The following is a 26,995-nucleotide window of genomic DNA, read 5'->3' on the forward strand; positions in this document are numbered from 1 at the left end:
CGTGTGAAAGTAGGTAATCGTCAGGCTCCCCAGCAGCACACCGCAAACCCCGCCACCAGGCGGGGTTTCGGCGTTTACGGCCCGAAAACACTGACTGCAAAAGTCACCTCGACCGATCAACGCGATCAGTCGAACATCACCGTCAACGCATTACCCCGTCACTTCACTCACGAGCCAGAAACCTCTGCGCCAACCTTACCCAATACGTCGACCCCACCGGCAGCAACTCGTCGTTAAAGTCATAGCTGGCGTTATGCAGCATGCAAGGTCCTTCTCCGTGACCTAGCTCACGGTGATCACCGTCGCCATTGCCGAGAAACGCATAGCATCCAGGCTTCGCTTCCAACATAAAAGAGAAGTCCTCGGCGGTCATGGTCGGCTCGAACGAATCGTTTACATTTTCATCGCCGACAATTTCCCTCATGACCATCGTCGCGAACTTCGTTTCTTCTACGCTATTGACCGTCGGCGGGTAATTGCGTCGAAATGTCAGCTTGACCGAACAGTCATAAGCTTCGGCGATGTTTTCGACGATCTTGTGCATGCGCGACTCGATCATATCGAGGGTCTGCGTCGTGAACGTGCGTACCGTCCCTGCCAGCCACGCCTCATTCGGCACGACGTTGACAGCATCTCCCGCGTGAATCTGCGTGATCGACAGAACCGCGGTATCGACTGGCTTCTTGTTGCGAGTAATGATGCCTTGCAGACCATTCGCGATCTGCACCGCAGTGAACACGGGATCATGCCCGTAATGCGGCAGCGCTGCGTGTGCGCCAACGCCTTTTACTTCGATCCGGAATTCGTTGCTCGACGCCATAAACGGCCCCGCAGCGACGCCAAAATGGCCGGCCCCTAACCCCGGCCAGTTGTGAATACCGAACACCGCATCGACAGGAAACCGCGTGAAAAGCCCGTCGTCGATCATCGCTTTCGCGCCGGCACCGCCCTCCTCGGCCGGCTGAAAGATGAAAACGATCGTGCCGTCGAAATCGCCACGTGTGGAAAGATAACGCGCCGCACCGAGCAGCATCGCCGTGTGTCCGTCATGACCGCACGCATGCATCTTCCCGGCGTTGCGGGAACGATGATCGAACGTGTTCAGTTCAAGAATCGGCAATGCGTCCATATCTGCACGCAAACCAACCGAACGGGTACCGTTGCCGCGCTTCAGCACGCCGACGACGCCTGTTTTACCGATCCCCCGATGCACTTCGATACCCCAATTGGATAGGGTCTTCGCGACAAGATCAGAGGTTTGCGTTTCTTCGTAGCGCAGCTCGGGATTCGCATGAATCGTTCGTCGAAGCGTTTGAATCTCGCCGTGTGCAGACTGGATTTCAGGGATAAGTTTCATGATGAAAGGTGTGCTTATCTGCAGAGAGTGGATCGACACAAGGAAAGCGGCGCTCCGCTACCCGGTGATGATTGATCGATGATCATTTGATTCTACGCTCATCGATATTTCTGACAGTGCGACAACCGGCCATCGCCTGACGAACCCCCACTGCACATCCACGAACATAATAAAATCAAGCTTTCGCGTGTCTTTCGGCCTACGCGCCGCCGATGGACGACTGCGCGACGCAGCCAGCAGCGCCAAAAACTGCCGAGAAACCGCCGAGAAACAGCACGAGCCCAATCTCCATGAACGCCCCGACCGAATTTGCCCGCGCGGTTTGTCCGCACGATTGCCCGGATACTTGCGCAATGCGCGTGACCGTCGAAAACGGCCGTGCAATCAAGGTAACCGGCGACCCCGATCATCCGCCGACGCAAGGCGTGTTGTGTACGAAGGTCGCCCGCTACGCGGAGCGCGTCCATCATGCGCATCGACTGACTACACCGATGAAACGCGTCGGCAAAAAAGGCGAAGGCCGGTTCGAGCCGATTACATGGGACGAAGCGTTCACGCTCGCGGCCACGCGGCTATCGGAGATTGCCGCGCGCGCCCCCGAGGCGATTGTCCCGTACAGCTACGCCGGCACGATGGGGCTCGTGCAGGGAGACAGCATCGCGCAACGCTTCTTCCACAAGCTCGGCGCATCGCAGCTCGATCGCGCGATTTGCGCGGCCGCGGGTGCGGCGGGCCTGAAATACACCTACGGCGCGGGTCTCGGCATGCTCACGGAGTTCTTCTCCGAAAGCGAACTGATCCTGATCTGGGGCGCCAATCCGATCGCGTCGAACCTGCACTTCTGGACACGCGCACAGGAAGCGAAGCGCAACGGCGCACGGCTGATCGCGATCGACCCATACCGGTCGCTGACGGCGGAGAAATGTCATCAGCACATTGCGCTGAAGCCCGGCACGGACGGCGCGCTGGCATTGGGCATGATGAATGTGCTGATCAACGAAGATTGGCTCGATCACGCGTACATCGCTGACCACACATTGGGCTTCGAATCGCTGAAAGCCCGCGCGCTCACGTACACGCCCGCACGGGTCGCGCAGATTTGCGGCGTCGACGAAGACGTCATCATTGACCTCGCTCGCCTGTACGGCAAAACCCGTAAATCCGCGATCCGGATGAACTACGGAATGCAACGCGTGCGTGGTGGCGGCAACGCAGTACGCGCAATCGCTTGCCTGCCATCGCTAACCGGCGCGTGGCGGGATCGCGCGGGCGGTGCGCTGCTATCGTCGTCCGGATGGGCGCCGGTTGATTCGTTCGCGCTGGAGCGTCCCGATCTGATGCCCGGGTGGCCGTCGGCGCCATCGCGAGTCATCAATATGAACGCGATCGGCGACGCGCTGCTCCATCCCGGCGACACGAACACGAATCGCGAAAAAACCGGTTTTGGCCCGAAGATCGACGCGATTGTCGTCTACAACTCGAACCCCGTTGCGGTTGCACCCGATTCCGAGCGGGTTGCCGCGGGTTTTGCGCGCGAAGATCTCTTCACAATCGTCCTCGAGCATTTCCAGACCGACACCGCCGACTATGCGGACCTGCTGCTTCCGGCGACGACGCAACTGGAGCACCTCGATGTCCATAAGTCGTACGGCCACACGCATGTGATGGCGAACCTGCCGGCCATCGCCCCAGTGGGCGACGCGCGGCCGAACACCGAGATTTTCCGCGGCATTGCGCGTGCGATGGGTCTCACGGAGCCGGCGCTGTACGAGAGCGACGAAGAGGTTGCCGCGCAGGCCTTTCGCTGGGACGATGCGGCGCTCGAGGGCGTCGACTGGTCAACGCTCAAGCGTTCCGGCTGGGCTCGCCTCCAGGTGCCCGACGCCCCGTTCGCCAACGGCGGATTCCGCACACCGTCGGGCAGGTGCGAGTTTTATAGCGAACGGCTTGCGCAACTGGGCCTTGATCCACTGCCCGACTACCTGCCGCCGTACGAGTCCGCCGAGAACGCGCCGGAACTCGCCGCCCGCTATCCGCTCGCGATGATTTCGCCGCCGGCGCGCAATTTCCTGAACAGCACATTCGTCAATGTCGAAAGCCTGCGCTCGACGGAAGGCGAACCGCATCTGGATATCCATCCCGCCGATGCGCTAGATCGCGGTATTGTCGAAGGCGATCAGGTACGTATCTTCAACGATCGCGGATCGATGCAGGCGCGCGCCCGCGTCACCGACAAGGCACGCGAGGGTCTCGTGGTCGGTCTGTCGATCTGGTGGAAGAAGCTCGCGCCCGACGGACGCAACGCCAACCAGGTGACGAGTCAGGCGTTGACTGACCTTGGAAACTCGGCGACCTTCTACGATTGTCTGGTCGAAGTTGAGCGCGCGTGACGCAGTTCAAGCTAACCGCGAGCGACGGCTAAGGCTAAAAAAGCGCAAGAGCACGGCTTCGGTCCACGGGTCCGTGCCGCCCACGATTGAACGTGCCCGCCAGCCGCATCAGCGGGAGACGCGAACCGACACGCGTCTGGGCAATTCATCCCGATACCCAGCGATGCGCTGACGCCAAAGTGTGCCGAATGCCCGATCGAAGCCGCGTGTTCTTCCCTTTCGAGGCTGCCGTCTAACCGGGGGGTAACCCGAAATATCGCGTCGATAACCGCATGCTAGGATGCATGCGCCTTTTAGCACGACCATTCGGAATCGCATGAGACCGGAGTGAGCGCACAAGCGCCGATTCCGGCCGACACAAGGAGAAGCACCGCATGCAGAAGATCTGGCTCAAATCGTATCCACCCGGCGTGCCGGCGGAGATCGATCCCGCGCAATACGCGTCGGTGGCGGGTCTTCTCGACGAGAGTTTCGGTCTGCATCGCGACAAGCCGGCCTTCGCGTGCATGGGCAAGCAGATCACCTACGGCGAACTCGACGAACTGTCGCGCCGTCTCGCCGCATGGTTCCAGTCGAAAGGTCTCGAGCGCGGCGCGCGCATCGCAATCATGATGCCGAACGTGCTGCAGTACCCGATCGCGCTGGCAGCCGTGTTGCGCGCGGGCTACGTGGTCGTGAACGTAAACCCGCTCTACACGCCGCGCGAGCTCGAATACCAGATGAAGGACAGCGGCGCGCAAGCGGTGATCGTGCTGGAAAATTTCGCCGCGACCGTGCAGGCGGTGATCCGCAACACACCGATAAAGCATGTGATGGTCGCGACGATGGGCGATCTGCTGGGCCTGAAAGGGCACATCGTCAATTACGTCGTGCGGCGCGTGAAGAAGATGGTGCCGGCATGGAGTCTGCCGGGTCACGTGAGCTTCAACGCCGCACTCGCGGCCGGCGCACGCCAAACCTTCAAGGCAGTCCAGCAAGGCCCGGACGACATCGCGTTTCTGCAATACACCGGTGGCACAACAGGCGTATCGAAAGGCGCGACGCTTACCCATCGCAATCTGATCGCGAATGTATTGCAGTCCGCGGCGTGGCACGAGCCGGCTCGCGCGGCGCGGCCTGATATCAAACAGTCGGTTACGTTGGTCGCACTGCCGCTTTATCACGTGTTCGCGCTAACCGTATGCGGACTGCTGACGATTCGCCAGGGTGGCCTCGGCGTGCTGATTCCGAACCCACGCGACATCGGCGGCATGATCAAGGCGCTGCATGGCTATAAGATCACGACGTTGCCGGCGGTCAATACGCTCTTCAATGCGATGCTGAATCACCCGGACTTCGACCAGCTCGATCTGTCGAATCTGACAGTCGCGAACGCCGGCGGCATGGCCGTGCAAAAGGCAGTCGCGGAGCGCTGGTTCCAGCGCACAGGGACGCCGATTATCGAAGGCTACGGCTTGTCCGAGACGTCGCCGTCGGCAACCTGCAACCCGGTGACCGCCACCGAATACAACGGCACGATCGGCTTGCCGCTGTCGTCGACGGAAATCTCGATCCGCGATGACGCGGGTAACGAAATGCCGTTAGGCCAGCCCGGCGAAGTCTGCATTCGCGGCCCGCAGGTGATGGCAGGCTACTGGAACCGCCCCGACGAAACTGCGAAGGTGATGACCGCGGACGGTTACCTTCGCTCTGGCGATATCGGTCAGATGGACGAGCGCGGCTTCGTGAAAATCGTCGATCGCAAGAAGGACATGATTCTGGTGTCGGGCTTCAACGTCTATCCGAACGAAGTCGAAGACGTCGTCGCAAAACATCCGGGCGTATTCGAAGTGGCGGCCGTCGGCGTGCCCGACGCGCAATCCGGCGAGGCGGTGAAGCTGTTTATCGTGAAGAAGGACGAAACGCTCACCGATGCCGACATCATTGCGTTCTGCAAGGAGCAGCTGACGCCGTACAAACGGCCGCGCATCATCGAGTTCCGCAATGAATTGCCGAAGAGCAACGTCGGCAAGATATTACGTCGGGAACTGCGCGACGGCCGCGCATAGAAGCACAAACATATCGGCGGCAAACCGCGGATGAAAAAAGGCGCCCGAAGGCGCCTTTGAGGTCGACTACGCGTTTCGACTTATTAGAATTTGTGGCGAATACCAACCCGCGCGGTGAACTGATTGCTGTTCGACGATGCGGTGAGACCGTTGATCGCCGCCCGCGCCGGCGTGATGGTTGCGCCGTTCGCTGACACCTGTTCGCCGGAAGCGTGCTGGTACACGCCGATCAGATACACGTCGGTACGCTTGGACAGGAAGTAGTCGACGCCGACCATCCCCTGGTGATACGTGGCGCCGTCCACCGGCCCGACGTCGTTGTTCTTCGTGTAGTTATACGCGGCGCCTGCCAGCAGCGCCGGCGTGATCTGATACTTGAAGCTGACTTCCGCGTTGTTGAACGTGGCCGTTTCGCCGTTCAGCGCGGACGGGCTCGTGCTGCCGATACCGTAGAACTTCACGTTCGAGTACGTCGCGCCAAACGTTGCCGCGCCGAACGTATAAGCGCCGCCGGCACCGATGACCTGATACGTGCTCGCGGATGCAAAGCCTGCGTAGACCGGCGTCGTGACAGCGGACGGCGTGGTCGTCGCGGTATTGTTGCCGAACAGGCCGCCGTTCGTCGCCGGCGTGCGCGCGTTCAAATAGCCGACGCCCAACACGAGCGGACCGTTGGTGTAACCCGCGCCCAACGACCACGTCTGATTGCGCGAATAATCGCCCGCGATGCCGCCAACGCTATACATACCGCCGAACGTCAGGCCCGCGTAGTTGACGCTGGTGAACTTGATCGCATTATTCGTGCGATACGCGTTGTTGAAGTTATCGAGGTCACCCGGGTGAGCGGCGATGTAACCTCCCCATTGATCGCCCACTTCCAGCGGGCCGACATAGTCGACGATGGAGTCATACTGGCGGCCGAGCGTGACCGTGCCGAACTGGCTGCTGCCGAGGCCCACGTACGCCTGGCGGCCGAACATCAGGCCGCCCTGACCAAGCTTGCCGGTATTTACGTCGAAGCCATTTTCGAGCACGAAGATCGCCTTCAGGCCGCCGCCCAGATCTTCCGTGCCGCGCATGCCCCAACGGCTACCCTGCAGCACGCCGCTCGACAGGTTGTACAGGTGATGACCACCGGAATTGGTGTTGAAGTTAAAGCCTTCATCGATGATGCCGTACAGCGTCACACTGCTCTGTGCATGGGCGGCACACGCGAACGCGCCCAACGCCGCCAGCGCGACTAGCGACTTTTTCATTGAAAGATCTCCAAGGAATGCGAATTTTTTAAGCGGGACAAATATTTTTGTGCTGCGGCTGTCCCTGCCTTGTTAACTTCATACGGAAGTCGACGGGTAATGTAACAAAAGGCTTAACGTCAAAAAAGCGAAAGGGACGGGCCAATAGTCGCTGTTTCGTTTACGCAACATGGTCTAAAATCGACCTTTTATCGCAAAAAACCCCTTGTTTTAGGGGCTCGAATGCACCGGTTTTAAAGCGCGGACGCTTGTCGCGCGGACCGTCCGGCGCGTTCGGGTGACCGCCTGACTGGAGGAGCCGGATGCTGCTGGACGACTGGATTACCGAGTTTGATCGGGGTTTACGATCAATGACGGGGGTGTCGAGAATGACTCGGCCAATGCCGTTGCCGGCGGGTTCGGCAGATTCCGCATCGGTCGAACGCGTCGAGATGACCGCGCAGGAACGCGCGCACGCGGCCGGACTGATGCGCGTGAATCACGTCGGCGAAGTGTGCGCGCAGGCGCTGTATCAGGCGCAAAAGCTCGCCACCCGCTCGCCCGCGCTGAAGCAGGCATTCGAGCATGCGGCGCGCGAAGAGGAGGATCACCTCGCGTGGACCGCGAAGCGCCTGGAGGCGCTGGATTCGCGACCGAGCCTGCTCAATCCGCTATGGTATGCGGGCGCGCTGGCGATCGGCTTTGCGGCAGGCCGTTTCGGCGATCGTGTGAGTCTTGGCTTCATGGCCGAAACCGAGCGCCAGGTCGAGCACCATCTGGACGGCCACATGGAAACGCTGCCCGCGGGCGATTACGAATCGCGCGCGATCGTCGAACAGATGCGTGCCGACGAAGCGGCACACGGCAAGGCTGCAATGGATGCGGGCGGTGTCGAACTGCCTTTCCCGGCGCGTGCGCTGATGCGTGCGGCGTCGAAAATCATGACCACGACCGCCTACCGTATCTGACTTTTTTCGAATGAATCAACTGGGGCGGCGTCCATCCACGCCGTCCGATTACCTCGCTCGACCTCTGCCACCCGCGTTGGCGTTTTGATCGATTTGCACGCCCGACCCCATTACGCCCAACGCCCGTCATTCACACGGTTTTCCCCCGGACTTCTCAGGTATTACCTTCACAAGCTCCACTATCTGATTCATTTATAACGGTTTTCCCGTTTACATCTGACATGAAGGACTGTCGCTAAGTCCTTGTTCTAGCAAACAAAATTCGTTAAAAAACGGCCCGCGTCCCTTGACCCGCTTGGGGGGTTCCTCTAAAGTGGGAGACAGTGTGAGAAAGTGTATTTTTGTGTGATCTGCCCACGCATTTCGGGTAAGTTTTCAAGACCGGGCGACGTCTGAACAGCGCCCTCATAAAGGGGAGTGAAGTGTTCCAAGGGGCGTCGGCGCTGACACTCGATGCGAAAGGGAGGATGTCCATCCCGGCTCGCTATCGGGATGCGCTGCAAGGACAGGCAGAAGGCCGGGTGACGATCACCAAGCACCCGGACGGCTGCCTGTTGCTGTTTCCGCGCCCCGAGTGGGAGGTCTTTCGCACGAAAATCGCCGCGCTACCGATGGAAGCGAAATGGTGGCAGCGCATTTTTCTCGGCAATGCAGCCGACGTCGAACTGGATACCGCCGGGAGGGTGCTGGTGTCGCCCGAATTGCGGCTGGCCGGCTCGCTCGAAAAAGACGTGATGTTGTTAGGGATGGGTAGTCACTTCGAGTTGTGGGACGCACAGACCTACAACGCGAAGGAACAGCAGGCGATGGCGCAGGGCATGCCCGAGGCGCTGAAGAACTTCACATTCTGACCGCGGGTGAACGACATGGCGCCTGCGATGGAAAAGCAGTTGCAGCATCGCACGGTGCTGCTGGAGGAAGCGGTCGACGCGCTGGTTACGCGCACGGACGGCGTCTATGTGGACGGCACGTTTGGGCGCGGCGGTCACAGTCGGGCGGTATTGGCCAAGCTCGCCGACGCGGGCCGGTTGATCGCATTCGATAAAGACCCGCTTGCGATCGAAACGGCCCGGCAGATTGCCGATCCGCGCTTCGAAATCGTGCATCAAGGTTTTGCATCACTGCGTGACGCGCTGGCGTCCCGCGGGGTAGGGCGTGTGTCGGGCGTATTGCTGGATCTGGGTGTGTCGTCGCCGCAAGTGGACGACCCGCAGCGCGGTTTCAGTTTCCGTGCGGACGGCCCACTCGACATGCGTATGGACCCGACGCGCGGCGAATCTGCCGCGGATTGGCTCGCGCGGGCCACGTTGCAGGAACTGACGGAGGTGATCAGAGATTATGGGGAAGAACGGTTTGCTGTTCAGATTGCAAAGGCGCTTGTTGCTCGCCGGGCAGAGTCCGAACGTCTTGGGCCTCTCGCAAGCACGGGCGAGCTTGCCCAAATCGTGGCTAACGCCGTCAAGACCCGTGAGAAGGGTAAGGACCCGGCAACCCGCACCTTTCAGGCTATACGGATTCACGTCAATCAAGAGCTTGCGGAGCTGCAAGTCGTACTAGAAGCAGCGTTGTCGTTGCTGGAGCAAGGGGGGCGGCTGGTCGTGATCAGCTTTCATTCGCTCGAAGATCGAATCGTCAAGCGATTCATGCAGACGCATTCCACTGCGCCTGCGGTCGATCGCCGCCTGCCGATTCGTGCGGTCGATCTGCCGAGCCCCCCATTCAAACTGTTAGGCCGTGTATTCGCGAGCGACGCCGAAGTCGCCGCCAATCCGCGCGCCCGTTCCGCCGTGATGCGCGTCGCGGAGCGGATCGCGCCATGAACCGCCTCAATATCTTCCTGCTGATTCTCGTGATGGGTTGTGCGCTTTCGGTGGTTAACGCGACGAATCAGCAGCGCCAGTTCTTTATCCAGCTGCAACGCGCGCAATCGCAGGAGCGCCAGCTGCAGCAGGACTATTCGCAGCTTCAATATCAGCAGAGCGCGCTGTCGAAAACCTCGCGGATCGAGCAGATCGCGACCGACTCGCTGAAGATGCAGCAGGCCACGACTGGCCGCACCCAATACGTGGTGCTCGATCCCGGCGCCGCGAGCGCCGAGGACGCGCCGATTCCCACCTCCGCGCCGGCATCGACGCCTTCGGGCGCACAGCCTGCGAGGCCGTCACGGGCCGCGAGCGCACGCGGAGGCACGCGATGATCAAGAAATCGAAATCATCGAATCGCAAGAGTGTCGCGTTCTCCGCGAACCCGATTCTGTCGGTGCGCCTGCCGATGTGGCGCTCGAAGCTCGTCGTGTTTCTGCTCTTTATGGCTTTTGTCGCATTGGCGGGACGCGCGTTCTGGATTCAGGGACCGGGCAACGCGTTCTATCAGAAGCAAGGCGAAAGCCGCTATCAGCGCACGATCGAGCTGCCGGCCACGCGCGGCAAGATTCTCGACCGTAACGGCCTTGTGCTCGCGACGAGTCTGCCGGTGCGCGCGATCTGGGCGATTCCGGAGTCGGTGCCGGACGATCTCGGCGCGGACAAGCTGCAGCAACTCGGCAAGCTGCTCGACATGTCGAACAAGGAACTGCGCGCCAAGCTGTCCGAAGACAAAACCTTTGTATACGTGAAGCGCCAGGTGCCGGTCGACGTCGCCGCGCAGGTCGCGGCCCTCGATATCCCGGGCGTCTATCAGCGCAACGAATACAAGCGTTTCTATCCGGAAGGCGAGATCACCGCGCACCTGATCGGCTTTACCAACGTCGAAGACGAAGGCCAGGAAGGCGTCGAGCTCGGCGACCAGAAGATGCTGGCCGGCATGTCGGGCAGCCGCCGCGTGATCAAGGACCGGCTGGGCCACATCGTCGAGGACGTCGACGAGCAGGTCGTGCCGCACAACGGCAAGGATGTCGAACTGTCGATCGACAGCAAGATCCAGTACATCGCTTACACGAACCTTAAAGCGGCCGTGCAGAAGTTCAAGGCGAAGGCGGGTGCCGCGATGGTGGTCGACGTACGGACCGGCGAAGTGCTCGCGCTCGTCAACTATCCGACCTACAACCCGAACGATCGCTCTCATCTGACCGGCGAACAGCTGCGCAACCGCATCCTCACCGACGTATTCGAGCCGGGCTCGATCATGAAGCCGTTCACGGTGTCGCTCGCGCTCGATTTGCACCGCGTGTCGCCGACTACACTGGTGGATACGGGGCCGGGGCGTTTCACCCTCGACGGCGCGACGATTACCGACGACAGCGCGTTCGGCGTGCTGACCGTCGGCGGCGTGATCCAGAAGTCGAGCAACATCGGCGCGACGAAGATCGCGATGCAGCTCAAGCCCGAAGAGATGTGGAATATGTATACCAGCATCGGTCTCGGCCAGGCGCCGAAGGTCGGTTTTCCGGGCGCGGCGGCGGGCCGTCTGCGTCCGTGGAAGAGCTGGCGCCGCATCGAGCAGGCGACGATGTCGTACGGCTACGGCCTGTCGGCGTCGCTGTTCCAGCTCGCGCGCGCGTACACCGCGATCGCGCACGACGGCCAGATTCTGCCGATTTCGATTTTCCGTACGCCGGGCGACCAGCCGGTCACCGGCACGCAGGTGTTCGCGCCGACCACCGCGCGCGAAGTGCGCGCGATGCTCGAAACCGTCGTTTCACCGGGCGGCACGTCGCCGGATGCGGCCGTGCCAGGCTATCGCGTCGGCGGCAAGAGCGGCACCGCGTACAAGCATTCGGGCCGCGGCTACGACAAATCGAAGTACCGCGCGTCGTTCGTCGGCATGGCGCCGATGCCGAATCCGCGGATCGTCGTCGCGGTGTCGGTCGATGAGCCGACCGCAGGCAGCCACTTCGGCGGTCAGGTGTCCGGGCCGGTGTTTTCGGCGATCGCCGGCGATACGCTGCGCTCGCTGAACGTGCCGCCCGATATGCCGATCAAGCAGATGGTCGTGTCGGACGACACGAATACGAACACCGCAGTCGCGTCGGCTGGCAACGGCGCAGGCGCGACAAACGGTAACGCGAATGGCAGTGCGAATGGCGCGACGAATAGCGGCGCGAAGAACACAGCGAAAAGCGTGAGCGCATCCGAACACGCCGGCAATGCGAAGAAGTTCGCCGCGAAGATCTCGACTCGCGCGCCCGCGAAGAAGCTGACCATTTCGAGCGATGCGAGGAATCACCCAGGAGTCGTGCGATGAGCGCGCTACGCACCTCCCATCCGGCGCGCGCGGACATCGATGACGCGCTAGCGTGGCTACGCGCGCGCGTGAAACCCGCTGCGCAACTGCACGCGGACACCCGTTCGCTTGCGGCGGGCGACGCGTTTCTCGCGTATGCAGTAGATGGCGCGGACAACCGTCCGTTCATCGACAACGCGATCGAACGCGGCGCCGCGGCGGTGCTGTATCAGCCGGAAAACCTGGCAGCGAAACCGGCCTCCGCGCTCGCGCACGCGGTGCCTGCGCTCAACGAACTCGCCGGCACGATCGCGAGTGCGTGGTACGGCGACCCAAGCGACGCGATGCGCGTAATCGGTGTGACCGGCACGAACGGCAAGACGTCGTCCACGCAATGGATTGCGTCGGCGCTGTCCGCACTCGGCACGCCGTGCGCGGTGATCGGCACGCTGGGCAGCGGCATGCCGGGGCACCTCGTTCATACCGGCTTTACGACTCCGGACGCGCCGCAACTGCAGCGCAGCCTCGCGCAGTTGCGCGGCGCGGGTGCGCAAGCGATCGCGATGGAAGTGTCGTCGCATGCGCTGCATCAGGGGCGCGTGAACGGCACCGCGTTCGACATCGCGGTCTTCACGAACCTGACGCAGGACCATCTCGACTATCACCGCACGTTCGCCGCATACGAAGCGGCGAAAGCGCGCCTGTTCGCATGGCCGGCGCTGCGCGTCGCGGTCATCAACGTCGACGACGCAGCAGGCCGCCGCTTGCTCGCGAGCACGAAAGGGCACGCGCGCACAATCGCGTATTCGATCGAAGGCGACGCCAGCGCGCCGGACGTCAGCGCGTTGCTGGCCGACCAGGCGCTGATCGCAAGCAAAGTGCGGGCGACGACGACCGGCACCGCGTTCCATCTGGTATCCGACTGGGGTAGCGCCGATGTCGAAGTCGGCACGCTTGGCGCATTCAACGTCAGCAATCTGCTCGGCGTGCTCGGTGCGCTACTGGCCGCGGACGTGCCGTTCGATGCGGCGCTCGCCGAACTCGCGAAGCTCGAACCGGTGAACGGTCGCATGCAGCGTCTCGGTGGCCGCCTGCAAAACGACGAGCCGCTCGTCGTGATCGACTATGCGCACACGCCGGATGCGCTGGAAAAAACGCTCGACGCGTTGCGCCCGATCGCGCAAGCGCGCGGTGGGGAACTGATCTGCATGTTCGGCTGCGGCGGCGATCGCGACGCGACCAAGCGCCCGTTGATGGGCGCGATCGCCGAGCGTCGCGCGGATACCGTCGTTGTCACCAGCGACAACCCGCGCGGCGAAGACCCGCAAAAAATCATCGATCAGATCGTTGCGGGCATGACGCAGCCGTCGAACGCGCGCTGTATCGAAGACCGCGCGAGCGCGATCCTGCAGGCAATCCGCAGTGCCGCGCGCGAAGACGTGATCGTTCTCGCCGGCAAGGGTCACGAAGCGACCCAGGAAATCATGGGCAAGAAGCGCGCGTTCTCGGATCAGGACCATGCGCGGCTCGCGCTGGCCGCGCGTGCGACGCACACACGCGGAGGTGGCGAATGACCGAACGAGCTTCCGCGATGTTTTCGCTGCGCGAAGCCGCGGCGCTGATTCCGGGCGCGACCGTGCTCGGCGACGATTCGGTGACGTTCGAGCGCGTGTCGACCGACAGTCGCACGGCCGGTCCGGGCGACCTGTTTGTCGCGCTCAAAGGTGAGCGTTTCGATGCGCACGACTTCCTGCCGGAAGTCGCCGATCGTCACGTGAGCGCTGCGCTGGTCACGCGCAGCCCGGGCGACTGGCGCGTGCCCGCGTTGCGCGTCGCCGATACGCGCGCCGCGCTCGGCGCACTCGCGCGCGGCTGGCGCCGCCGTTTCACGATGCCGCTCGTCGCGGTCACCGGTAGCAACGGCAAGACGACAGTCAAGGAAATGATCGCGTCGATCTTCGCGGCGGCCGTGGGCGAAGCCTCGCGCCTCGCGACCTCAGGCAACTTCAACAATGACATCGGCGTGCCGCTCACGCTGTTCCGGCTGAATGACACGCATCGGCTCGCGGTCGTGGAACTCGGCATGAATCACCCCGGCGAAACGCAACTGCTCGCGACTATCGCGGAGCCGACCGTCGCGGTGGTGAACAACGCGCAGCGCGAGCATCAGGAATTCATGGCGACGGTCGAGGCGGTCGCGCTCGAACACGCGAGCGTGATTCACGCGCTGACACCCGACGGCGTCGCGGTGTTTCCGGCTGATGATGCGTACGCCGGCATCTGGCGCGTCGCGGCGACCGGTAACCGGGTGATCGACTTCGCGCTGAACACGGACGAGTGCATCACTGAAGCGGCGGTGACTGGCCGCTTCGACGGCAGCCGGCTCAGCATCGATACCGCGGAAGGTCACGTCGACGTGACGCTGCAAGTGCTCGGCGCGCACAACGCACGCAACGCGCTGGCCGCGACGGCCGCGGCGCTCGCCGCCGGCGTGCCGCTCGATGCGATCAAACGCGGCCTCGAAGCATTCGGCGCTGTGAAAGGCCGACTGCAGGTGAAGCGCGCGGCGCTCGGCTCACTGGCGGGCGCAACGGTGATCGACGACACGTACAACGCGAACCCCGACTCGATGCGTGCCGCGATCGACGTGCTGGCGACGCGGCCATCGCCGCGCGTGCTGGTGATGGGCGACATGGGTGAAGTCGGCGATGAAGGCCCGGCGTTTCATCGCGAGGTTGGCGCGTACGCGAAGGAGCAGGGCATCGACGCGCTGTACGCAATGGGCGGCGCATCGTGCGACGCGTGCACCGCGTACGGTCCGACCGCGCATCACGCGGCCGATCCGGCTGCGCTGGTCGCGCAATTGAAACAGGCGGGCCTGACGGCAAGCGCAACGATTCTGGTGAAAGGCTCACGCTTCATGCAGATGGAGCGTGTGGTGGACGCCTTGACGAGTCCACAAACCGATGCGGCGGGCGACAGGCCCGCCGCACATTGAACAGAGAAGGGAACCTCGCATGTTAGTGGCGCTGGCGCAATGGCTGCAGAATGACGCAAGCTTTTTGCGCGTGGTCAGTTACCTCACGTTTCGCGCAGTCGCCGCGACGATTACCGCATTGCTGATCGGTCTGGTCTGCGGCCCGTGGGTGATTCGCAAGCTGACCGCAATGAAAGTCGGCCAGGCAGTCCGCACAAACGGCCCGCAGACTCATCTCGTGAAGTCGGGCACGCCGACGATGGGCGGCGTGCTGATTCTGATCGGCATCGCGGTATCGACGCTGCTGTGGGCCGATCTGACCAACCGCTTTATCTGGATCGTGATGCTGGTTACGTTCGGCTTCGGCATCATCGGCTGGGTCGATGACTACCGGAAGGTCGTCTATAAGGACCCGCGCGGGATGTCGTCGCGTGAAAAGTATTTCTGGCAATCGGTGATCGGCCTGTTCGCCGCCGTGTATCTCGCGTTCAGCGTGTCCGAGGCGAGCAATGTGCGCGTGTTCGACCTGTTTATGGCGTGGGTGCGCAGCGGGCTGTCGATGGGCCTGCCCGCCCGCGCGGACCTGATGCTGCCGTTTCTGAAGTCGATCAGCTATCCGCTCGGCGTGTGGGGTTTTATCGCGCTCACGTATCTGGTGATTGTCGGCGCGAGCAACGCGGTGAACCTGACCGACGGCCTCGACGGCCTCGTGATCATGCCGGTCGTGCTGGTTGGCGCGTCGCTCGGCGTATTCGCGTATGTGATGGGCAGCTCGGTCTATTCGAAGTATCTGCTGTTTCCGCACATCCCAGGCGCGGGTGAATTGCTGATTTTCTGTTCCGCGATCGGCGGCGCGGGCCTCGCGTTTCTGTGGTTCAACACGCACCCCGCGCAGGTGTTTATGGGCGACGTCGGCGCACTCGCGCTCGGCGGCGCGCTTGGCACTGTCGCGGTGATTGTCCGCCAGGAAATCGTACTTTTCATCATGGGCGGCATCTTCGTCGCCGAAACGCTTTCCGTGATGCTGCAAGTCACGTGGTTCAAATACACGAAGCGCCGCTACGGCGAAGGCAGACGCATCTTCAAGATGGCGCCGCTGCATCACCACTTCGAGTTGTCCGGGTGGAAAGAAACGCAGGTGGTCGTGCGTTTCTGGATCATCACGTTGATGTTGTGCCTGTTCGGTTTGTCCACGCTCAAATTGCGCTAAGCAGCAGAAAGGAAAGCAAGCGATGTTCGGCGAGAAGTTTCAGGATCGGCAAAAGCCGATGGTGCTCGTGCTGGGGCTCGGTGAATCGGGCCTCGCGATGGCGCGCTGGTGCGCGCGGCACGGTTGCCGCCTGCGCATTGCCGACACGCGCGAAGTGCCGCCGAATCTGTCCGCGCTCGAAGCGCATCGCGTCGACGCCGATTTCATCGGCGGCGCGTTTTCGCCGGTGCTGCTCGAAGGAGTCGAACTGGTGGCGATCAGCCCCGGCTTGTCGCCGCTCGCCGCCGATTTACTGCCGCTCATCGATGCCGCGCGCGAGCGCGATATTCCGGTGTGGGGCGAGCTCGAGTTCTTCGCGCAGGCGTTGAAGACGCTCGGCGCAAGCGGTTACGCACCGAAGGTGATCGCGATCACCGGCACCAATGGCAAGACCACGACGACGAGTCTCACCGGCCTGCTATGCGCGCGCGCGGGCAAGAAGGTCGCGATTGCCGGCAATATCAGCCCGGCCGCGCTCGACAAACTGAGCGAAGCGATCGACAACACCGCGCTGCCGGACATCTGGGTGCTCGAGCTGTCGAGCTTCCAGCTGGAAACCGCGCATACGTTCGCGCCGGACGCGGCGGTCGTGCTCAATATCACGCAGGACCATCTGGACTGGCACGGCGGGCTCGACGCTTATGCCGCCGCGAAGGGCCGCATCTTCGGCGCGCATACGGTGCGGGTGCTCAACCGCGACGACGCGCGCGTGATGGCGCTCGCGCCCGCCGCGGACAGTGCGGCGCAGATGGTGACGTTCGGGCTGAACGAGCCGGCGCGCAATGGCGACTACGGCTTGCTGCGCGATAACGGAATGTTGTGGCTGGTCGAAGCCGAAGACCTCGATGCAGCCGACGAACCGACCAGCACGCGCCGTCGCAAGAGCGAAAGCACGACGCCGCCGAATATTGCGTTGAAGCGCCTGATGCCGGCCGACGCATTGCGCATTCGTGGCTTGCACAACGCGGCAAATGCGCTCGCCGCATTTGCGCTCGCACGCGCGGTGGGTCTACCGGGTGCGCCGTTGCTGCACGGACTGCGCGAATACCGCGGCGAGCCGCACCGCGTCGAACTGATCGCTTCGCTCGACGGCGTCGACTACGTCGACGACAGCAAGGGCACGAACGTCGGCGCAACCGTCGCCGCGCTCGACGGACTTGCGCAGCGCGCGGTGCTGATCGCCGGCGGCGACGGCAAGGGCCAGGACTTCGAGCCGCTCGCCGCGCCGGTCACGCGCTGGTGCCGCGCGGTGATGCTGATCGGCCGCGACGCGCCGAATATCCGCGCCGCACTCGCCGACACCGGCATCGCGCTTGCCGATCACGCGACGCTCGAAGAAGCGACGCGCGCAGCAGCCGCGCTCGCGCAGCCCGGCGATGCGGTGCTGCTGTCGCCCGCATGCGCGAGCTTCGACATGTTCAAGGGTTACGCGCACCGTGCAGAGGTGTTTCGCAGCACGGTCGAAGAGATTGCCGCCGAACGGGGGACGATGATATGAGCTGGTCGGAACGCTTCGGATCACGCCTGGCCGGGCAACGCGGCTCGGTGTCGGGCAGTTCAACTGCGTCATCGTCGACGTCGGGGCGCGGCATTGCCGGCGGCCTCGCGAGCGCCGTCAATGGCGTGCGGCCGCTGCGCTCGCGGATGCTCGATTACGATCATTCGCTGCTGTGGGTGGTCGTCGCGCTGCTCGGGCTCGGCGTCGTGATGGTGTATTCGGCGTCGATTGCGATGCCGGATTCGCCGAAGTACGCGTCGTATCGCGATTACGCGTTTCTCGTGCGGCAGACGCTGTATGTGGTGCTCGGCGGCGTGGTCGGTATTGTCACGTTCCGCATTCCGATTTCGACGTGGGACAAATACGCACCGAAGCTTTTTCTGATCGCGCTCGTCGCGCTGGTGATCGTGCTGATCCCGCACATCGGCAAAGGCGTGAACGGCGCGCGCCGCTGGATTCCGCTCGGCATCACGAATATGCAGCCGTCGGAAATCATGAAGCTCGCGGTGACGATCTACGCGGCGAACTACACGGTGCGCAAGCAGGAATACATGCACAGCTTCGCGAAGGGCTTCTTGCCGATGGGCTTCGCAGTCGGCGTGGTCGGCATGCTGCTGCTGCTCGAGCCGGATATGGGCGCGTTTATGGTGATCGCCGCGATCGCGATGGGCCTGCTGTTTCTCGGCGGCGTGAACGGCAAGATTTTCGGCGGGCTGGTGGCGACCGCAGTGGGCACGTTTACGCTGCTCGTGTGGGCGTCGCCGTGGCGCCGCGAGCGGATTTTTGCGTACCTCGATCCATGGGACGACCGTTACGCGCAAGGCAAGGCGTATCAATTGACGCACTCGCTGATCGCGTTCGGCCGCGGCGAATGGTTCGGCGTCGGTCTTGGCGGCAGCGTCGAAAAGCTCAATTACCTGCCGGAAGCGCACACCGACTTCATTCTCGCGGTGATCGGCGAGGAACTCGGTTTCGTCGGCGTGCTGGTCGTGATTCTGCTGTTCTACTGGATCGTGCGTCGCGCGTTCGAAATCGGCCGCCAGGCGCTCGCGCTCGACCGCACGTTTGCGGGTCTCGTCGCGAAAGGCATCGGGATCTGGTTTGGCGCGCAGACGTTTATCAATATGGGCGTGAACCTCGGTCTGCTGCCGACCAAAGGTTTGACGCTGCCGCTCGTCAGCTATGGCGGCTCCGGCATCCTGCTGAACTGCCTCGCGATCGCGGTGCTGATGCGGGTCGACTATGAAAACCGGGTGCTGATGCGCGGAGGGAAGGTATGACACGCATCGCGACCGATCCGCGCACGCTGATGGTGATGGCCGGTGGCACCGGGGGACACGTGTTCCCGGGACTCGCGGTCGCGCACCTGATGCAGGCGTGGGGATGGCGCGTCGTGTGGCTCGGCAATCCGACCGGGATGGAAGCGACTCTGGTGCCGAAGCACGGCATTCCGATGGAGTACGTGCGCTTCGGCGGCTTGCGCGGCAAGGGCCTCGCGACCAAGCTGATGCTGCCGGTGAACCTGTTGCGCGCGTGTTCGCAGAGCCTCTCGGTGCTGCGTCGCGTAAAGCCGGATGTCGTGCTCGGCATGGGCGGCTACATCACGTTCCCGGCCGGTGTGATGACCTGGCTGTCCGGCCGCTCGCTCGTGCTGCACGAACAGAATTCGATCGCGGGCCTGGCGAACAAGGTGCTTGCGAAGCTGGCGAAGCGCGTGCTCGTCGCGTTTCCGAACGCGCTGCCGCATGCGGAATGGACCGGTAATCCGATTCGTGAGGAACTTGCGCGCGTGCCGACACCCGAAGGACGGTATGCATCACGAAGCGGTCCTTTGAATGTGCTGGTGGTCGGTGGCAGCCTGGGCGCCGCGGGCCTCAACGAAGTCGTGCCGAACGCACTGGCGCGCCTCGCTCCGAACGAGCGGCCGCGCATCGTGCATCAGGCGGGCGCAAAGCATATCGACGCAGCGCGCGCGAACTACGAAGCCGCGGGCATTGCCACCGGAGACGACGTGCAGCTGGTGCCGTTTATCGACGACATGACGAGCGCCTACGCCAACGCCGATCTCGTGATCTGCCGCTCCGGTGCGATGACGGTCGCCGAGATCGCGGCGGTCGGTGTTGCGGCGTTCTTCGTGCCGTTCCCTTATGCAGTCGACGATCACCAGACCACGAACGCCGCGTTTCTCGCCGAACACGGCGCGGCGCGGGTTGTGCAGCAACGCGACCTGACGGCGGACATGCTCGCCGACTGGCTGCGCGGCCAGACGCGCGCAACGCTCGTGGAAATGGCGAAACGGTCACGGTCGCTCGCGAAGCCCGACGCGACCGAACAGGTTGCGCAAGTCTGCGCAACCGTTGCGGGCGTCGCGCGCAGCGCGACCCCGGAAGGAAGTCAGCAATGAAACACATCGTCAAACATATTCACTTCGTCGGGATCGGCGGCGCCGGGATGAGCGGCATCGCGGAAGTGCTCGTCAATCTCGGCTATCAGGTGAGCGGCTCGGACCTCGCACGTAATGCGGTGACCGATCGCCTTGCCGCGCTCGGCGCGCGTATCGCGATCGGGCACGACGCGCAGAACATCGAAGGCGCGAATGCGGTTGTCGTGTCGACGGCAGTGCGCGGCGACAACCCGGAGGTGCTCGCGGCGCGTCACCGCCGTATTCCGATCGTGCCGCGCGCGGTGATGCTCGCGGAACTGATGCGCCTGAAGCAGGGCATTGCGATTGCCGGCACGCACGGCAAGACCACGACCACGTCGCTGGTCGCGAGCGTGCTCGCCGCCGGCGGGCTCGATCCGACCTTCGTGATCGGCGGGCGGCTGATCAGCGCCGGCGCGAACGCGCGTCTCGGCACCGGCGACTTTATCGTCGCCGAAGCGGACGAATCGGATGCGTCGTTCCTGAACCTGTTCCCGGTGATCGAAGTGATCACGAACATCGACGCCGATCACATGGACACCTACGGCCACGACTTCGCGCGGCTCAAGCAGGCGTTTATCGAGTTCACGCACCGGCTGCCGTTCTATGGAATCGCGGTGCTGTGCGTCGACGACCCGAACGTGAAGGAGATTCTGCCGTTCGTATCGAAGCCGATCATCCGCTACGGCTTTGCGCCCGATGCGCAGGTGCGCGCGGTGAACGTGATCGCGCGCGAAGGCCAGATGCATTTCACCGCGATGCGCGAAGACGCGGCGCCGCTCGACATCGTGCTGAACCTGCCGGGCACGCACAACGTGCAGAACGCGCTCGCGGCAATCGCGATTGCGACTGAACTCGAAGTGAAAGATGCCGATATCCAGCGAGCGCTCGCGGAATTCAATGGTGTCGGCCGGCGTTTTCAACGGTATGGCGAGGTGGCGGTTGCCGATGGCGGCGCGTACACGCTGGTCGACGACTACGGTCATCACCCGGTCGAAATGGCCGCGACGATCGCGGCGGCGCGCGGTGCCTTTCCGGACAAGCGGCTGGTGCTCGCGTTTCAGCCGCATCGTTTCACGCGCACGCGCGATTGCTTCGAAGACTTCGTGAAAGTGCTGTCGACTGTCGATGCGCTGGTGCTGACCGAAGTGTATGCGGCCGGCGAGTCGCCGATCGTCGCCGCGGACGGACGTTCGCTGACGCGCGCGATTCGCGTTGCAGGAAAGATCGAACCGGTGTTCGTCGAAACGGTCGATGAAGTGCCGGAAGCGCTCGCCGCGGTGGTGCGCGCGGGCGATGTGGTGATCACGATGGGTGCGGGATCGATCGGCGGTGTGCCGGGTCGGTTGGCTGCAACAAATGAAGGTGTGAAATGAGTAGCGTGAATCCGAAGGACTTCGGAAAAGTAGCGGTGCTGCTCGGCGGCGAATCGGCCGAGCGCGAAGTGTCGCTGAACTCCGGCCGCCTCGTGCTGCAAGGGCTGCGCGAAGCCGGTATCGACGCGCATCCGTTCGATCCGTCCGAGCGTCCGCTCGCGGCATTGAAAGAAGAGGGCTTCGTGCGCGCGTTCAATGCGCTGCATGGCGGCTACGGTGAGAACGGCCAGATCCAGGGCGCGCTCGACTTTTACGGCATTCGCTATACGGGCAGCGGCGTGCTCGGCTCGGCGCTTGGGCTCGACAAATTCCGCACGAAACTCGTGTGGCAGCAGCTCGGTGTGCCGACGCCGCCGTTCGAAGCCGTGCTGCGCGGCGACGACTACGCGGCGCGCGCGAAAGACATTGTCGCGAAGCTTGGCTTGCCGCTGTTTGTAAAGCCGGCGAGTGAAGGCTCGAGCGTCGCCGTGATCAAGGTGAAGACCGCGGACACGCTAGTCGCGGCGCTCGAAGAAGCGGCGAAGTACGACAAGATCGTGGTCGTCGAAAAGAGCATCGAAGGCGGCGGCGAGTACACATCAGCCGTGTGCGGCGATCTCGATTTGCCGATCATTCGCATCGTGCCGGCCGGCGAGTTCTACGACTACCACGCGAAGTACATCGCCGACGATACGCAATACCTGATTCCGTGCGGTCTGACGCCGGCCGAAGAGACGCGCCTGAAAGCGTTGTCGCGTCGCGCGTTCGAAGTGCTCGGCTGCACCGACTGGGGCCGCGCCGATTTCATGATGGACGCCGACGGCAACCCGTATTTCCTCGAAGTGAACACGGCACCGGGCATGACCGATCACTCGCTGCCGCCGAAAGCGGCGCGCGCCGTCGGCATCAGCTATTCGGAGCTGGTCGTGAAGATTCTGTCGCTGACGCTCAAGGACTAACCGGGCCGCCATGTGGAACAACGTTCGCCAGCTCAACCTCGCCGCCAACGCATTGAACGCGTTGCTGGCGCTCGTGCTGCTGGCGGCTGGCGCGTACTGGCTGATCCAGCGCCCGAACTTTGCGCTGCGCGAGATTCGCATCGACGGCGACACCGAGCACATCAATTCGCCAACCGTGCGTGCAACGGTCGTCGGACGGCTGAAGGGCAACTTCTTCACCGTCGACCTGGACGCCGCGCGGCAGTCGTTCGAGCAGATGCCGTGGGTGCGCCATGCGAGCGTGCGGCGCGTGTGGCCGAATGCGCTGGCGGTCACGCTCGAAGAGTACAAGCCGCTCGGCACGTGGGGCAGCGATCAGCTGGTGAGCGTCGACGGCGAGCTGTTCACCGCGAACCAGGGCGAGCTCGAGGAAGCGTTGCCCGCGTTCGATGGTCCGGATGGGTCAGCGAAAGAAGTCGTCGCGCGTTATCACGATTTCGAGAAGTGGTTTGCGTCGATTGGCGCGACGCCGGACGAAGTGGTGTTGTCGCCGCGCTATGCGTGGACGGTGAAGCTGTCGAACGGCATGCAGATCGAACTAGGCCGCGAACGCAATCAGGACACGCTGTACGACCGCTCGCGGCGCCTGACGGCCGCGTGGTCCGCGATCACGCAACGCTGGGGGAAGGACATCGAGTACGCGGACTTGCGCTATCCAAACGGTTTCGCGATTCGTGCGGCTGGCATGCGCTTCATTACGGAACCCGATAAGGGCAAGAAGTAACAGGACATCACTCGCAATGAGCACGCTATGAGTAAAGACTATAAAGATCTGCTAGTGGCCCTCGATATCGGGACGGCGAAAGTCGTGGCAATCGTCGCCGAGCTCAAAGGTGAGGGTCACTATGAAGTGATCGGCCTCGGCCAGAGCGAATCGAAGGGGCTCAAGAAAGGCGTGGTGGTGAATATCGAAGCCACCGTGCAGTCGATCCAGCGCGCGCTCGAGGAAGCGGAGCTGATGGCCGACTGCAAGATCACGAACGTGTTTACCGGGATCGCCGGCAGCCATATCCGCAGCTTCAACTCGAGCGGGATGGTCGCCATCAAGGAGAAGGAAGTCACGCAGACGGACGTCGCGCGCGTGATCGAAACCGCGAAGGCGATCAACATTCCGACCGACCAGCAGGTGCTGCATATCCTCACGCAGGAATTCATCATCGACGGCCAGGAAGATGTGCGCGAGCCGATCGGGATGAGCGGTATCCGCCTCGAGGTGAAGGTGCATATCGTGACCGGTGCGGTGAGCGCGGCGCAGAACATCGTGAAGTGCGTGCGCCGCTGCGGGCTCGAAGTGAACGATCTGATCCTGCAGCCGCTTGCGTCGTCGCTTGCGGTGCTGACCGAAGACGAAAAGGAACTGGGCGTGGTGCTGGTCGATATCGGCGGCGGCACGACCGATATCGCGATCTTCAGCGAAGGCGCGATCCGCCATACCGCGGTGATTCCGATCGCCGGCGATCAGGTGACGAGCGACATCGCGATGGCGCTGCGCACGCCGACGCCGGACGCGGAGGACATCAAGGTCGGCTATGGCATCGCGAAGCAGGCGCTGGCCGATCCAGACGAAATGATCGAAGTGCCGGGCTTGGGCGAGCGCGGTCCGCGCACGCTGTCGCGCCAGGCGCTGGCCGCGGTGATCGAGCCGCGCGTCGAAGAACTGTTTTCGCTCGTGCAGCAGGTGGTGCGCGAGTCGGGTTACGAGGAACTGCTGAGCTCCGGCGTGGTGCTGACCGGTGGCGCATCGATGATGCCCGGCATGGTCGAGCTCGGTGAGGACATCTTCCTGAAGCCGGTGCGGATTGGCGTGCCTGAATACGCGGGCGGCCTCGCGGACGTGGTGCGCAACCCGCGCTACTCGACCGCGATGGGCCTGCTCGTCGAAGGGCGCTCGCAGCGGATGCGCGGCCGCAAGGTTGCGGTGCAGTCCGGCTCGATGGGACAGGTGTTCACGCGAATGAAGGACTGGTTCCTCGGCAATTTTTAACGAATCGAATTCGCGCTGGTGCCGGCGGCCGGCGCGCGACAGGAGGTTGCCCGATCTCCTGCCGGATAACGGCCGATTAAGACTTTTTTCTTGACGGAGGCAATATGGAATTCCAGATGCTGGAAACGGAAACCAACGGCACCATCATCAAGGTGATAGGTGTCGGTGGGGCGGGCGGCAACGCGGTGCAGCACATGATTAACCGCGGCGTGCAGGGCGTCGACTTCATCGTGATGAACACGGACGCGCAAGTGTTGTCGCGCTCGCGTGCGAGCACGGTGTTGCAACTTGGCAAGACCGGTCTGGGCGCAGGCGCCAAGCCGGAGATGGGCCGCGCGGCCGCTGAAGAAGCGCGTGAGCGGATCGCCGACGCGATGCGTGGCGCGCACATGGTGTTCATCACCGCGGGTATGGGTGGCGGCACCGGCACGGGTGCGGCGCCGGTTGTGGCGCAGATCGCGAAGGAAATGGGCATTCTGACGGTCGGTGTGGTCAGCAAGCCGTTCGAGTTTGAAGGTGGCAAGCGAATGCGCGTCGCCGAAGCAGGTTCGCAGCAACTGGAGGATCACGTCGACTCGCTGATCGTCGTTCTGAACGACAAGCTGTTCGAGGTGATGGGCGATGACGCCGAGATGGACAAGTGCTTCCAGTGCGCTGACGATGTGCTGAACAACGCCGTGGCCGGCATCGCGGAAATCATCAATGTCGACGGTCTGGTGAACGTCGACTTCGAAGACGTGAAGACGGTGATGGGCGAGCAGGGCAAGGCGATGATGGGCACGGCGACGGTCGCCGGCGTCGATCGCGCGCGTCTGGCGGCAGAGCAGGCGGTCGCGAGCCCGCTGCTCGAAGGCGTCGATCTGTCGGGCGCGCGTGGCGTGCTGGTCAACATCACGTCGAGCCGTTCGCTGCGTCTGTCGGAAACGCGCGAAGTGATGAACACCATCAAGAGCTACGCTGCCGACGACGCAACGGTCATTTTCGGGGCCGTGTACGATGACGCGATGGGCGACGCGCTGCGCGTGACCGTCGTTGCAACGGGTCTTGGACGCACCGCGAAGAAGCAGCAATCGGCACCGATGACGCTGCTGCGCACCGGTACCGACAACGCACCGGTCGCCGCTCATCACACGACGCAGCATGGCTACGCGACGCAGCCGGCTCATTCGGCGGACTACGGTTCGCTGGATACGCCGGCCGTGTGGCGCACGTCGCGCGATACCGCGGCTTCGCACGTGCAGGCGCTGCAGGAAAAGGGCGTCGATACGTACGACATCCCGGCTTTCCTGCGCAAGCAGGCTGACTGACGCGCGAGGAGCGGGCTTTCGTTGCGGCGCAAGCAGGTGTTGCGCCACTTCGGATGCACGAGCGTGACAGGTGGAACAGTCGACTGACCGCGTCTCGCAGGACGCGCGGCAAGCACGGTTGCCCTTTTCGATTTTCGAAGCGGACGGGCTGCCTTTGCCGGATGGAATGTCTGCTTCCACACGTATACGTGCGAGCAAGCTCCCGCATCATCGAGTGAAGGAACGAGCATGATCAGAACTGGTGAAAAACTGCCCGACGCGACCGTCTTCGAAATGCTCGACGAGGAACGCGCGGGCTGCACGATCGGACCGAACAGCTTTAGCGTGACCGAGCAAACGGCGGGCAAGCGCGTGGTGATCTTCGGATTGCCTGGCGCGTTCACGCCGACCTGTTCGGCCAAACATGTGCCGGGTTACGTCGAAGCGGCGGAGAAGTTGCGAGCCGCGGGCATCGACGAGATCTGGTGCGTGTCGGTTAACGACGCGTTCGTGATGGGCGCGTGGGGACGCGATCAGCACACCTCGGGCAAGGTGCGCATGATGGCGGACGGTAGTGCGGTTTTCACCCGGGCGCTCGGTCTGGATCAGGATTTGTCGGCGCGTGGCATGGGCATTCGCTCGCAACGCTACGCGATGGTGGTCGACGATGGCGTAGTCAAGACGCTCAACGTCGAGGCGCCCGGCAAGTTTGAAGTGAGCGATGCGCAGAGCATACTTGCGACGTTGAAGTAGTCGCAGCGAACGCGGCACGGTTGTGTTATAAAGCGCGCGGCGCACAATTCTTGTGCTTGTTGTGTCGCGGCAACGAAGACCGTGACGTCAATGTGACAGGCCGTAACGTGGCCAATCCGTGGGCCGATGACCGGGAACGCCTCCATTCCGGGCGTCGGCCCCTCATTCGTGGAGTACGCAGCGTAGCTTTCGCCGCTTGCGTAACGTAGCGAAACAGATTGATACGACCAGACGGCGGCGCCTAGGGGGCGGATGGAGTATACTTCGCTCTATGGGTTAAAAAGTCTCGATTGGTATATTCAATCGCAACGGTA

The 26,995-nt window shown here is 63.0% G+C and carries 21 protein-coding genes; 19 read left to right on the forward strand and 2 right to left on the reverse strand.

The window, feature by feature from the left end; translation table 11 throughout:
• Nucleotides 1-163: 163 nt before the first annotated feature.
• Entirely contained in the window at nucleotides 164-1,357 is a 1,194-nt protein-coding gene (locus tag BX592_RS13300; protein WP_134192477.1) for a M20 aminoacylase family protein, read from the reverse strand.
• A 290-nt stretch (nucleotides 1,358-1,647) separates the two neighbouring features.
• Here BX592_RS13300 and BX592_RS13305 point away from each other — a divergent pair, with 290 nt between their 5' ends.
• A complete protein-coding gene (locus BX592_RS13305; protein WP_134192255.1) occupies nucleotides 1,648-3,747 on the forward strand; it encodes a molybdopterin-containing oxidoreductase family protein in 2,100 nt (699 codons plus the stop codon).
• 374 nt (nucleotides 3,748-4,121) lie between these two features.
• Nucleotides 4,122-5,795 (forward strand): long-chain fatty acid--CoA ligase, encoded by a 1,674-nt coding sequence (locus tag BX592_RS13310; RefSeq protein WP_134192256.1) that lies wholly within the window; start codon nucleotides 4,122-4,124, stop codon nucleotides 5,793-5,795.
• 83 nt (nucleotides 5,796-5,878) lie between these two features.
• Here the strand turns inward: BX592_RS13310 and BX592_RS13315 are convergent, their stop codons facing one another.
• Nucleotides 5,879-7,051 carry a porin gene (locus BX592_RS13315; protein WP_134192257.1) on the reverse strand — a complete coding sequence of 391 codons (1,173 nt, stop codon included), beginning with the start codon at nucleotides 7,049-7,051 and terminating at the stop codon, nucleotides 5,879-5,881.
• Between the two features lie 302 nt (nucleotides 7,052-7,353).
• Here BX592_RS13315 and coq7 point away from each other — a divergent pair, with 302 nt between their 5' ends.
• The 17 genes from coq7 (at nucleotide 7,354) to BX592_RS13405 (ending at nucleotide 26,681) form a co-directional block, all read left to right on the forward strand.
• Entirely contained in the window at nucleotides 7,354-7,998 is a 645-nt protein-coding gene (gene coq7 / locus BX592_RS13320) for a 2-polyprenyl-3-methyl-6-methoxy-1,4-benzoquinone monooxygenase (protein ID WP_134192258.1), read from the forward strand.
• Between the two features lie 422 nt (nucleotides 7,999-8,420).
• The gene (gene mraZ, locus BX592_RS13325) at nucleotides 8,421-8,849 is read left to right on the forward strand and encodes a division/cell wall cluster transcriptional repressor MraZ (RefSeq protein WP_134192259.1); all 429 of its coding nucleotides are present in this window, start codon (nucleotides 8,421-8,423) and stop codon (nucleotides 8,847-8,849) included.
• A 15-nt stretch (nucleotides 8,850-8,864) separates the two neighbouring features.
• The gene (rsmH, locus tag BX592_RS13330; RefSeq protein WP_208327899.1) at nucleotides 8,865-9,818 is read left to right on the forward strand and encodes a 16S rRNA (cytosine(1402)-N(4))-methyltransferase RsmH; all 954 of its coding nucleotides are present in this window, start codon (nucleotides 8,865-8,867) and stop codon (nucleotides 9,816-9,818) included.
• Nucleotides 9,815-10,195, forward strand: a complete 381-nt coding sequence (gene ftsL, locus BX592_RS13335; protein ID WP_134192261.1) for a cell division protein FtsL — start codon at nucleotides 9,815-9,817, stop codon at nucleotides 10,193-10,195. The genes rsmH and ftsL overlap by 4 nt, the downstream gene beginning before the upstream one ends.
• Complete coding sequence (locus tag BX592_RS13340) at nucleotides 10,192-12,180, forward strand: peptidoglycan D,D-transpeptidase FtsI family protein (protein WP_134192262.1); 1,989 nt, start codon at nucleotides 10,192-10,194, stop codon at nucleotides 12,178-12,180. Before ftsL ends, BX592_RS13340 begins: the two co-directional genes overlap by 4 nt.
• Entirely contained in the window at nucleotides 12,177-13,733 is a 1,557-nt protein-coding gene (locus tag BX592_RS13345) for a UDP-N-acetylmuramoyl-L-alanyl-D-glutamate--2,6-diaminopimelate ligase (protein WP_134192263.1), read from the forward strand. The genes BX592_RS13340 and BX592_RS13345 overlap by 4 nt, the downstream gene beginning before the upstream one ends.
• The gene (locus BX592_RS13350; RefSeq protein WP_134192264.1) at nucleotides 13,730-15,157 is read left to right on the forward strand and encodes a UDP-N-acetylmuramoyl-tripeptide--D-alanyl-D-alanine ligase; all 1,428 of its coding nucleotides are present in this window, start codon (nucleotides 13,730-13,732) and stop codon (nucleotides 15,155-15,157) included. The genes BX592_RS13345 and BX592_RS13350 overlap by 4 nt, the downstream gene beginning before the upstream one ends.
• A 19-nt stretch (nucleotides 15,158-15,176) precedes the next feature.
• Nucleotides 15,177-16,346, forward strand: coding sequence for a phospho-N-acetylmuramoyl-pentapeptide-transferase (gene mraY, locus BX592_RS13355; protein ID WP_134192265.1), 1,170 nt, complete (start codon nucleotides 15,177-15,179; stop codon nucleotides 16,344-16,346).
• Between the two features lie 22 nt (nucleotides 16,347-16,368).
• On the forward strand, nucleotides 16,369-17,883 hold the full coding sequence (gene murD / locus BX592_RS13360) for a UDP-N-acetylmuramoyl-L-alanine--D-glutamate ligase (protein WP_134192266.1): 1,515 nt from the start codon (nucleotides 16,369-16,371) through the stop codon (nucleotides 17,881-17,883).
• Nucleotides 17,880-19,163 (forward strand): putative lipid II flippase FtsW, encoded by a 1,284-nt coding sequence (ftsW, locus tag BX592_RS13365; RefSeq protein WP_134192267.1) that lies wholly within the window; start codon nucleotides 17,880-17,882, stop codon nucleotides 19,161-19,163. The genes murD and ftsW overlap by 4 nt, the downstream gene beginning before the upstream one ends.
• Entirely contained in the window at nucleotides 19,160-20,287 is a 1,128-nt protein-coding gene (gene murG, locus BX592_RS13370) for an undecaprenyldiphospho-muramoylpentapeptide beta-N-acetylglucosaminyltransferase (protein ID WP_134192268.1), read from the forward strand. The genes ftsW and murG overlap by 4 nt, the downstream gene beginning before the upstream one ends.
• The gene (gene murC, locus BX592_RS13375; RefSeq protein ID WP_134192269.1) at nucleotides 20,284-21,681 is read left to right on the forward strand and encodes a UDP-N-acetylmuramate--L-alanine ligase; all 1,398 of its coding nucleotides are present in this window, start codon (nucleotides 20,284-20,286) and stop codon (nucleotides 21,679-21,681) included. The genes murG and murC overlap by 4 nt, the downstream gene beginning before the upstream one ends.
• Complete coding sequence (locus BX592_RS13380; protein ID WP_134192270.1) at nucleotides 21,678-22,619, forward strand: D-alanine--D-alanine ligase; 942 nt, start codon at nucleotides 21,678-21,680, stop codon at nucleotides 22,617-22,619. The genes murC and BX592_RS13380 overlap by 4 nt, the downstream gene beginning before the upstream one ends.
• Nucleotides 22,620-22,629: 10 nt before the next feature.
• Nucleotides 22,630-23,382, forward strand: a complete 753-nt coding sequence (locus BX592_RS13385; protein WP_134192271.1) for a cell division protein FtsQ/DivIB — start codon at nucleotides 22,630-22,632, stop codon at nucleotides 23,380-23,382.
• Nucleotides 23,383-23,409: 27 nt separating this feature from the next.
• Nucleotides 23,410-24,642 carry a cell division protein FtsA gene (gene ftsA, locus BX592_RS13390; protein ID WP_134192272.1) on the forward strand — a complete coding sequence of 411 codons (1,233 nt, stop codon included), beginning with the start codon at nucleotides 23,410-23,412 and terminating at the stop codon, nucleotides 24,640-24,642.
• A 104-nt stretch (nucleotides 24,643-24,746) separates the two neighbouring features.
• Nucleotides 24,747-25,949 (forward strand): cell division protein FtsZ, encoded by a 1,203-nt coding sequence (ftsZ, locus tag BX592_RS13400; RefSeq protein WP_134192273.1) that lies wholly within the window; start codon nucleotides 24,747-24,749, stop codon nucleotides 25,947-25,949.
• Nucleotides 25,950-26,177: 228 nt separating this feature from the next.
• Nucleotides 26,178-26,681, forward strand: a complete 504-nt coding sequence (locus BX592_RS13405) for a peroxiredoxin (protein WP_134192274.1) — start codon at nucleotides 26,178-26,180, stop codon at nucleotides 26,679-26,681.
• Nucleotides 26,682-26,995 lie beyond the last annotated feature (314 nt).

The organism is Paraburkholderia rhizosphaerae (assembly GCF_004366595.1).
Classification (GTDB): Bacteria; Pseudomonadota; Gammaproteobacteria; order Burkholderiales; family Burkholderiaceae; genus Paraburkholderia; species Paraburkholderia rhizosphaerae.

What these genes read in the sequence shown, in the direction of transcription:
- coq7 (WP_134192258.1), top strand. Translation starts at nt 7,354, where the DNA reads ATGCTGCTGGACGACTGGATTACCGAGTTTGATCGGGGTTTACGATCA.
- ftsL (WP_134192261.1), top strand. Translation starts at nt 9,815, where the DNA reads ATGAACCGCCTCAATATCTTCCTGCTGATTCTCGTGATGGGTTGTGCG.
- BX592_RS13380 (WP_134192270.1), top strand. Translation starts at nt 21,678, where the DNA reads ATGAGTAGCGTGAATCCGAAGGACTTCGGAAAAGTAGCGGTGCTGCTC.
- BX592_RS13350 (WP_134192264.1), top strand. Translation starts at nt 13,730, where the DNA reads ATGACCGAACGAGCTTCCGCGATGTTTTCGCTGCGCGAAGCCGCGGCG.
- mraY (WP_134192265.1), top strand. Translation starts at nt 15,177, where the DNA reads ATGTTAGTGGCGCTGGCGCAATGGCTGCAGAATGACGCAAGCTTTTTG.
- murC (WP_134192269.1), top strand. Translation starts at nt 20,284, where the DNA reads ATGAAACACATCGTCAAACATATTCACTTCGTCGGGATCGGCGGCGCC.
- BX592_RS13340 (WP_134192262.1), top strand. Translation starts at nt 10,192, where the DNA reads ATGATCAAGAAATCGAAATCATCGAATCGCAAGAGTGTCGCGTTCTCC.
- BX592_RS13300 (WP_134192477.1), bottom strand. Translation starts at nt 1,357, where the DNA reads ATGAAACTTATCCCTGAAATCCAGTCTGCACACGGCGAGATTCAAACG.
- BX592_RS13315 (WP_134192257.1), bottom strand. Translation starts at nt 7,051, where the DNA reads ATGAAAAAGTCGCTAGTCGCGCTGGCGGCGTTGGGCGCGTTCGCGTGT.
- BX592_RS13385 (WP_134192271.1), top strand. Translation starts at nt 22,630, where the DNA reads ATGTGGAACAACGTTCGCCAGCTCAACCTCGCCGCCAACGCATTGAAC.
- BX592_RS13305 (WP_134192255.1), top strand. Translation starts at nt 1,648, where the DNA reads ATGAACGCCCCGACCGAATTTGCCCGCGCGGTTTGTCCGCACGATTGC.
- murD (WP_134192266.1), top strand. Translation starts at nt 16,369, where the DNA reads ATGTTCGGCGAGAAGTTTCAGGATCGGCAAAAGCCGATGGTGCTCGTG.
- ftsA (WP_134192272.1), top strand. Translation starts at nt 23,410, where the DNA reads ATGAGTAAAGACTATAAAGATCTGCTAGTGGCCCTCGATATCGGGACG.
- BX592_RS13310 (WP_134192256.1), top strand. Translation starts at nt 4,122, where the DNA reads ATGCAGAAGATCTGGCTCAAATCGTATCCACCCGGCGTGCCGGCGGAG.
- rsmH (WP_208327899.1), top strand. Translation starts at nt 8,865, where the DNA reads ATGGCGCCTGCGATGGAAAAGCAGTTGCAGCATCGCACGGTGCTGCTG.
- ftsZ (WP_134192273.1), top strand. Translation starts at nt 24,747, where the DNA reads ATGGAATTCCAGATGCTGGAAACGGAAACCAACGGCACCATCATCAAG.
- murG (WP_134192268.1), top strand. Translation starts at nt 19,160, where the DNA reads ATGACACGCATCGCGACCGATCCGCGCACGCTGATGGTGATGGCCGGT.
- BX592_RS13405 (WP_134192274.1), top strand. Translation starts at nt 26,178, where the DNA reads ATGATCAGAACTGGTGAAAAACTGCCCGACGCGACCGTCTTCGAAATG.
- ftsW (WP_134192267.1), top strand. Translation starts at nt 17,880, where the DNA reads ATGAGCTGGTCGGAACGCTTCGGATCACGCCTGGCCGGGCAACGCGGC.
- BX592_RS13345 (WP_134192263.1), top strand. Translation starts at nt 12,177, where the DNA reads ATGAGCGCGCTACGCACCTCCCATCCGGCGCGCGCGGACATCGATGAC.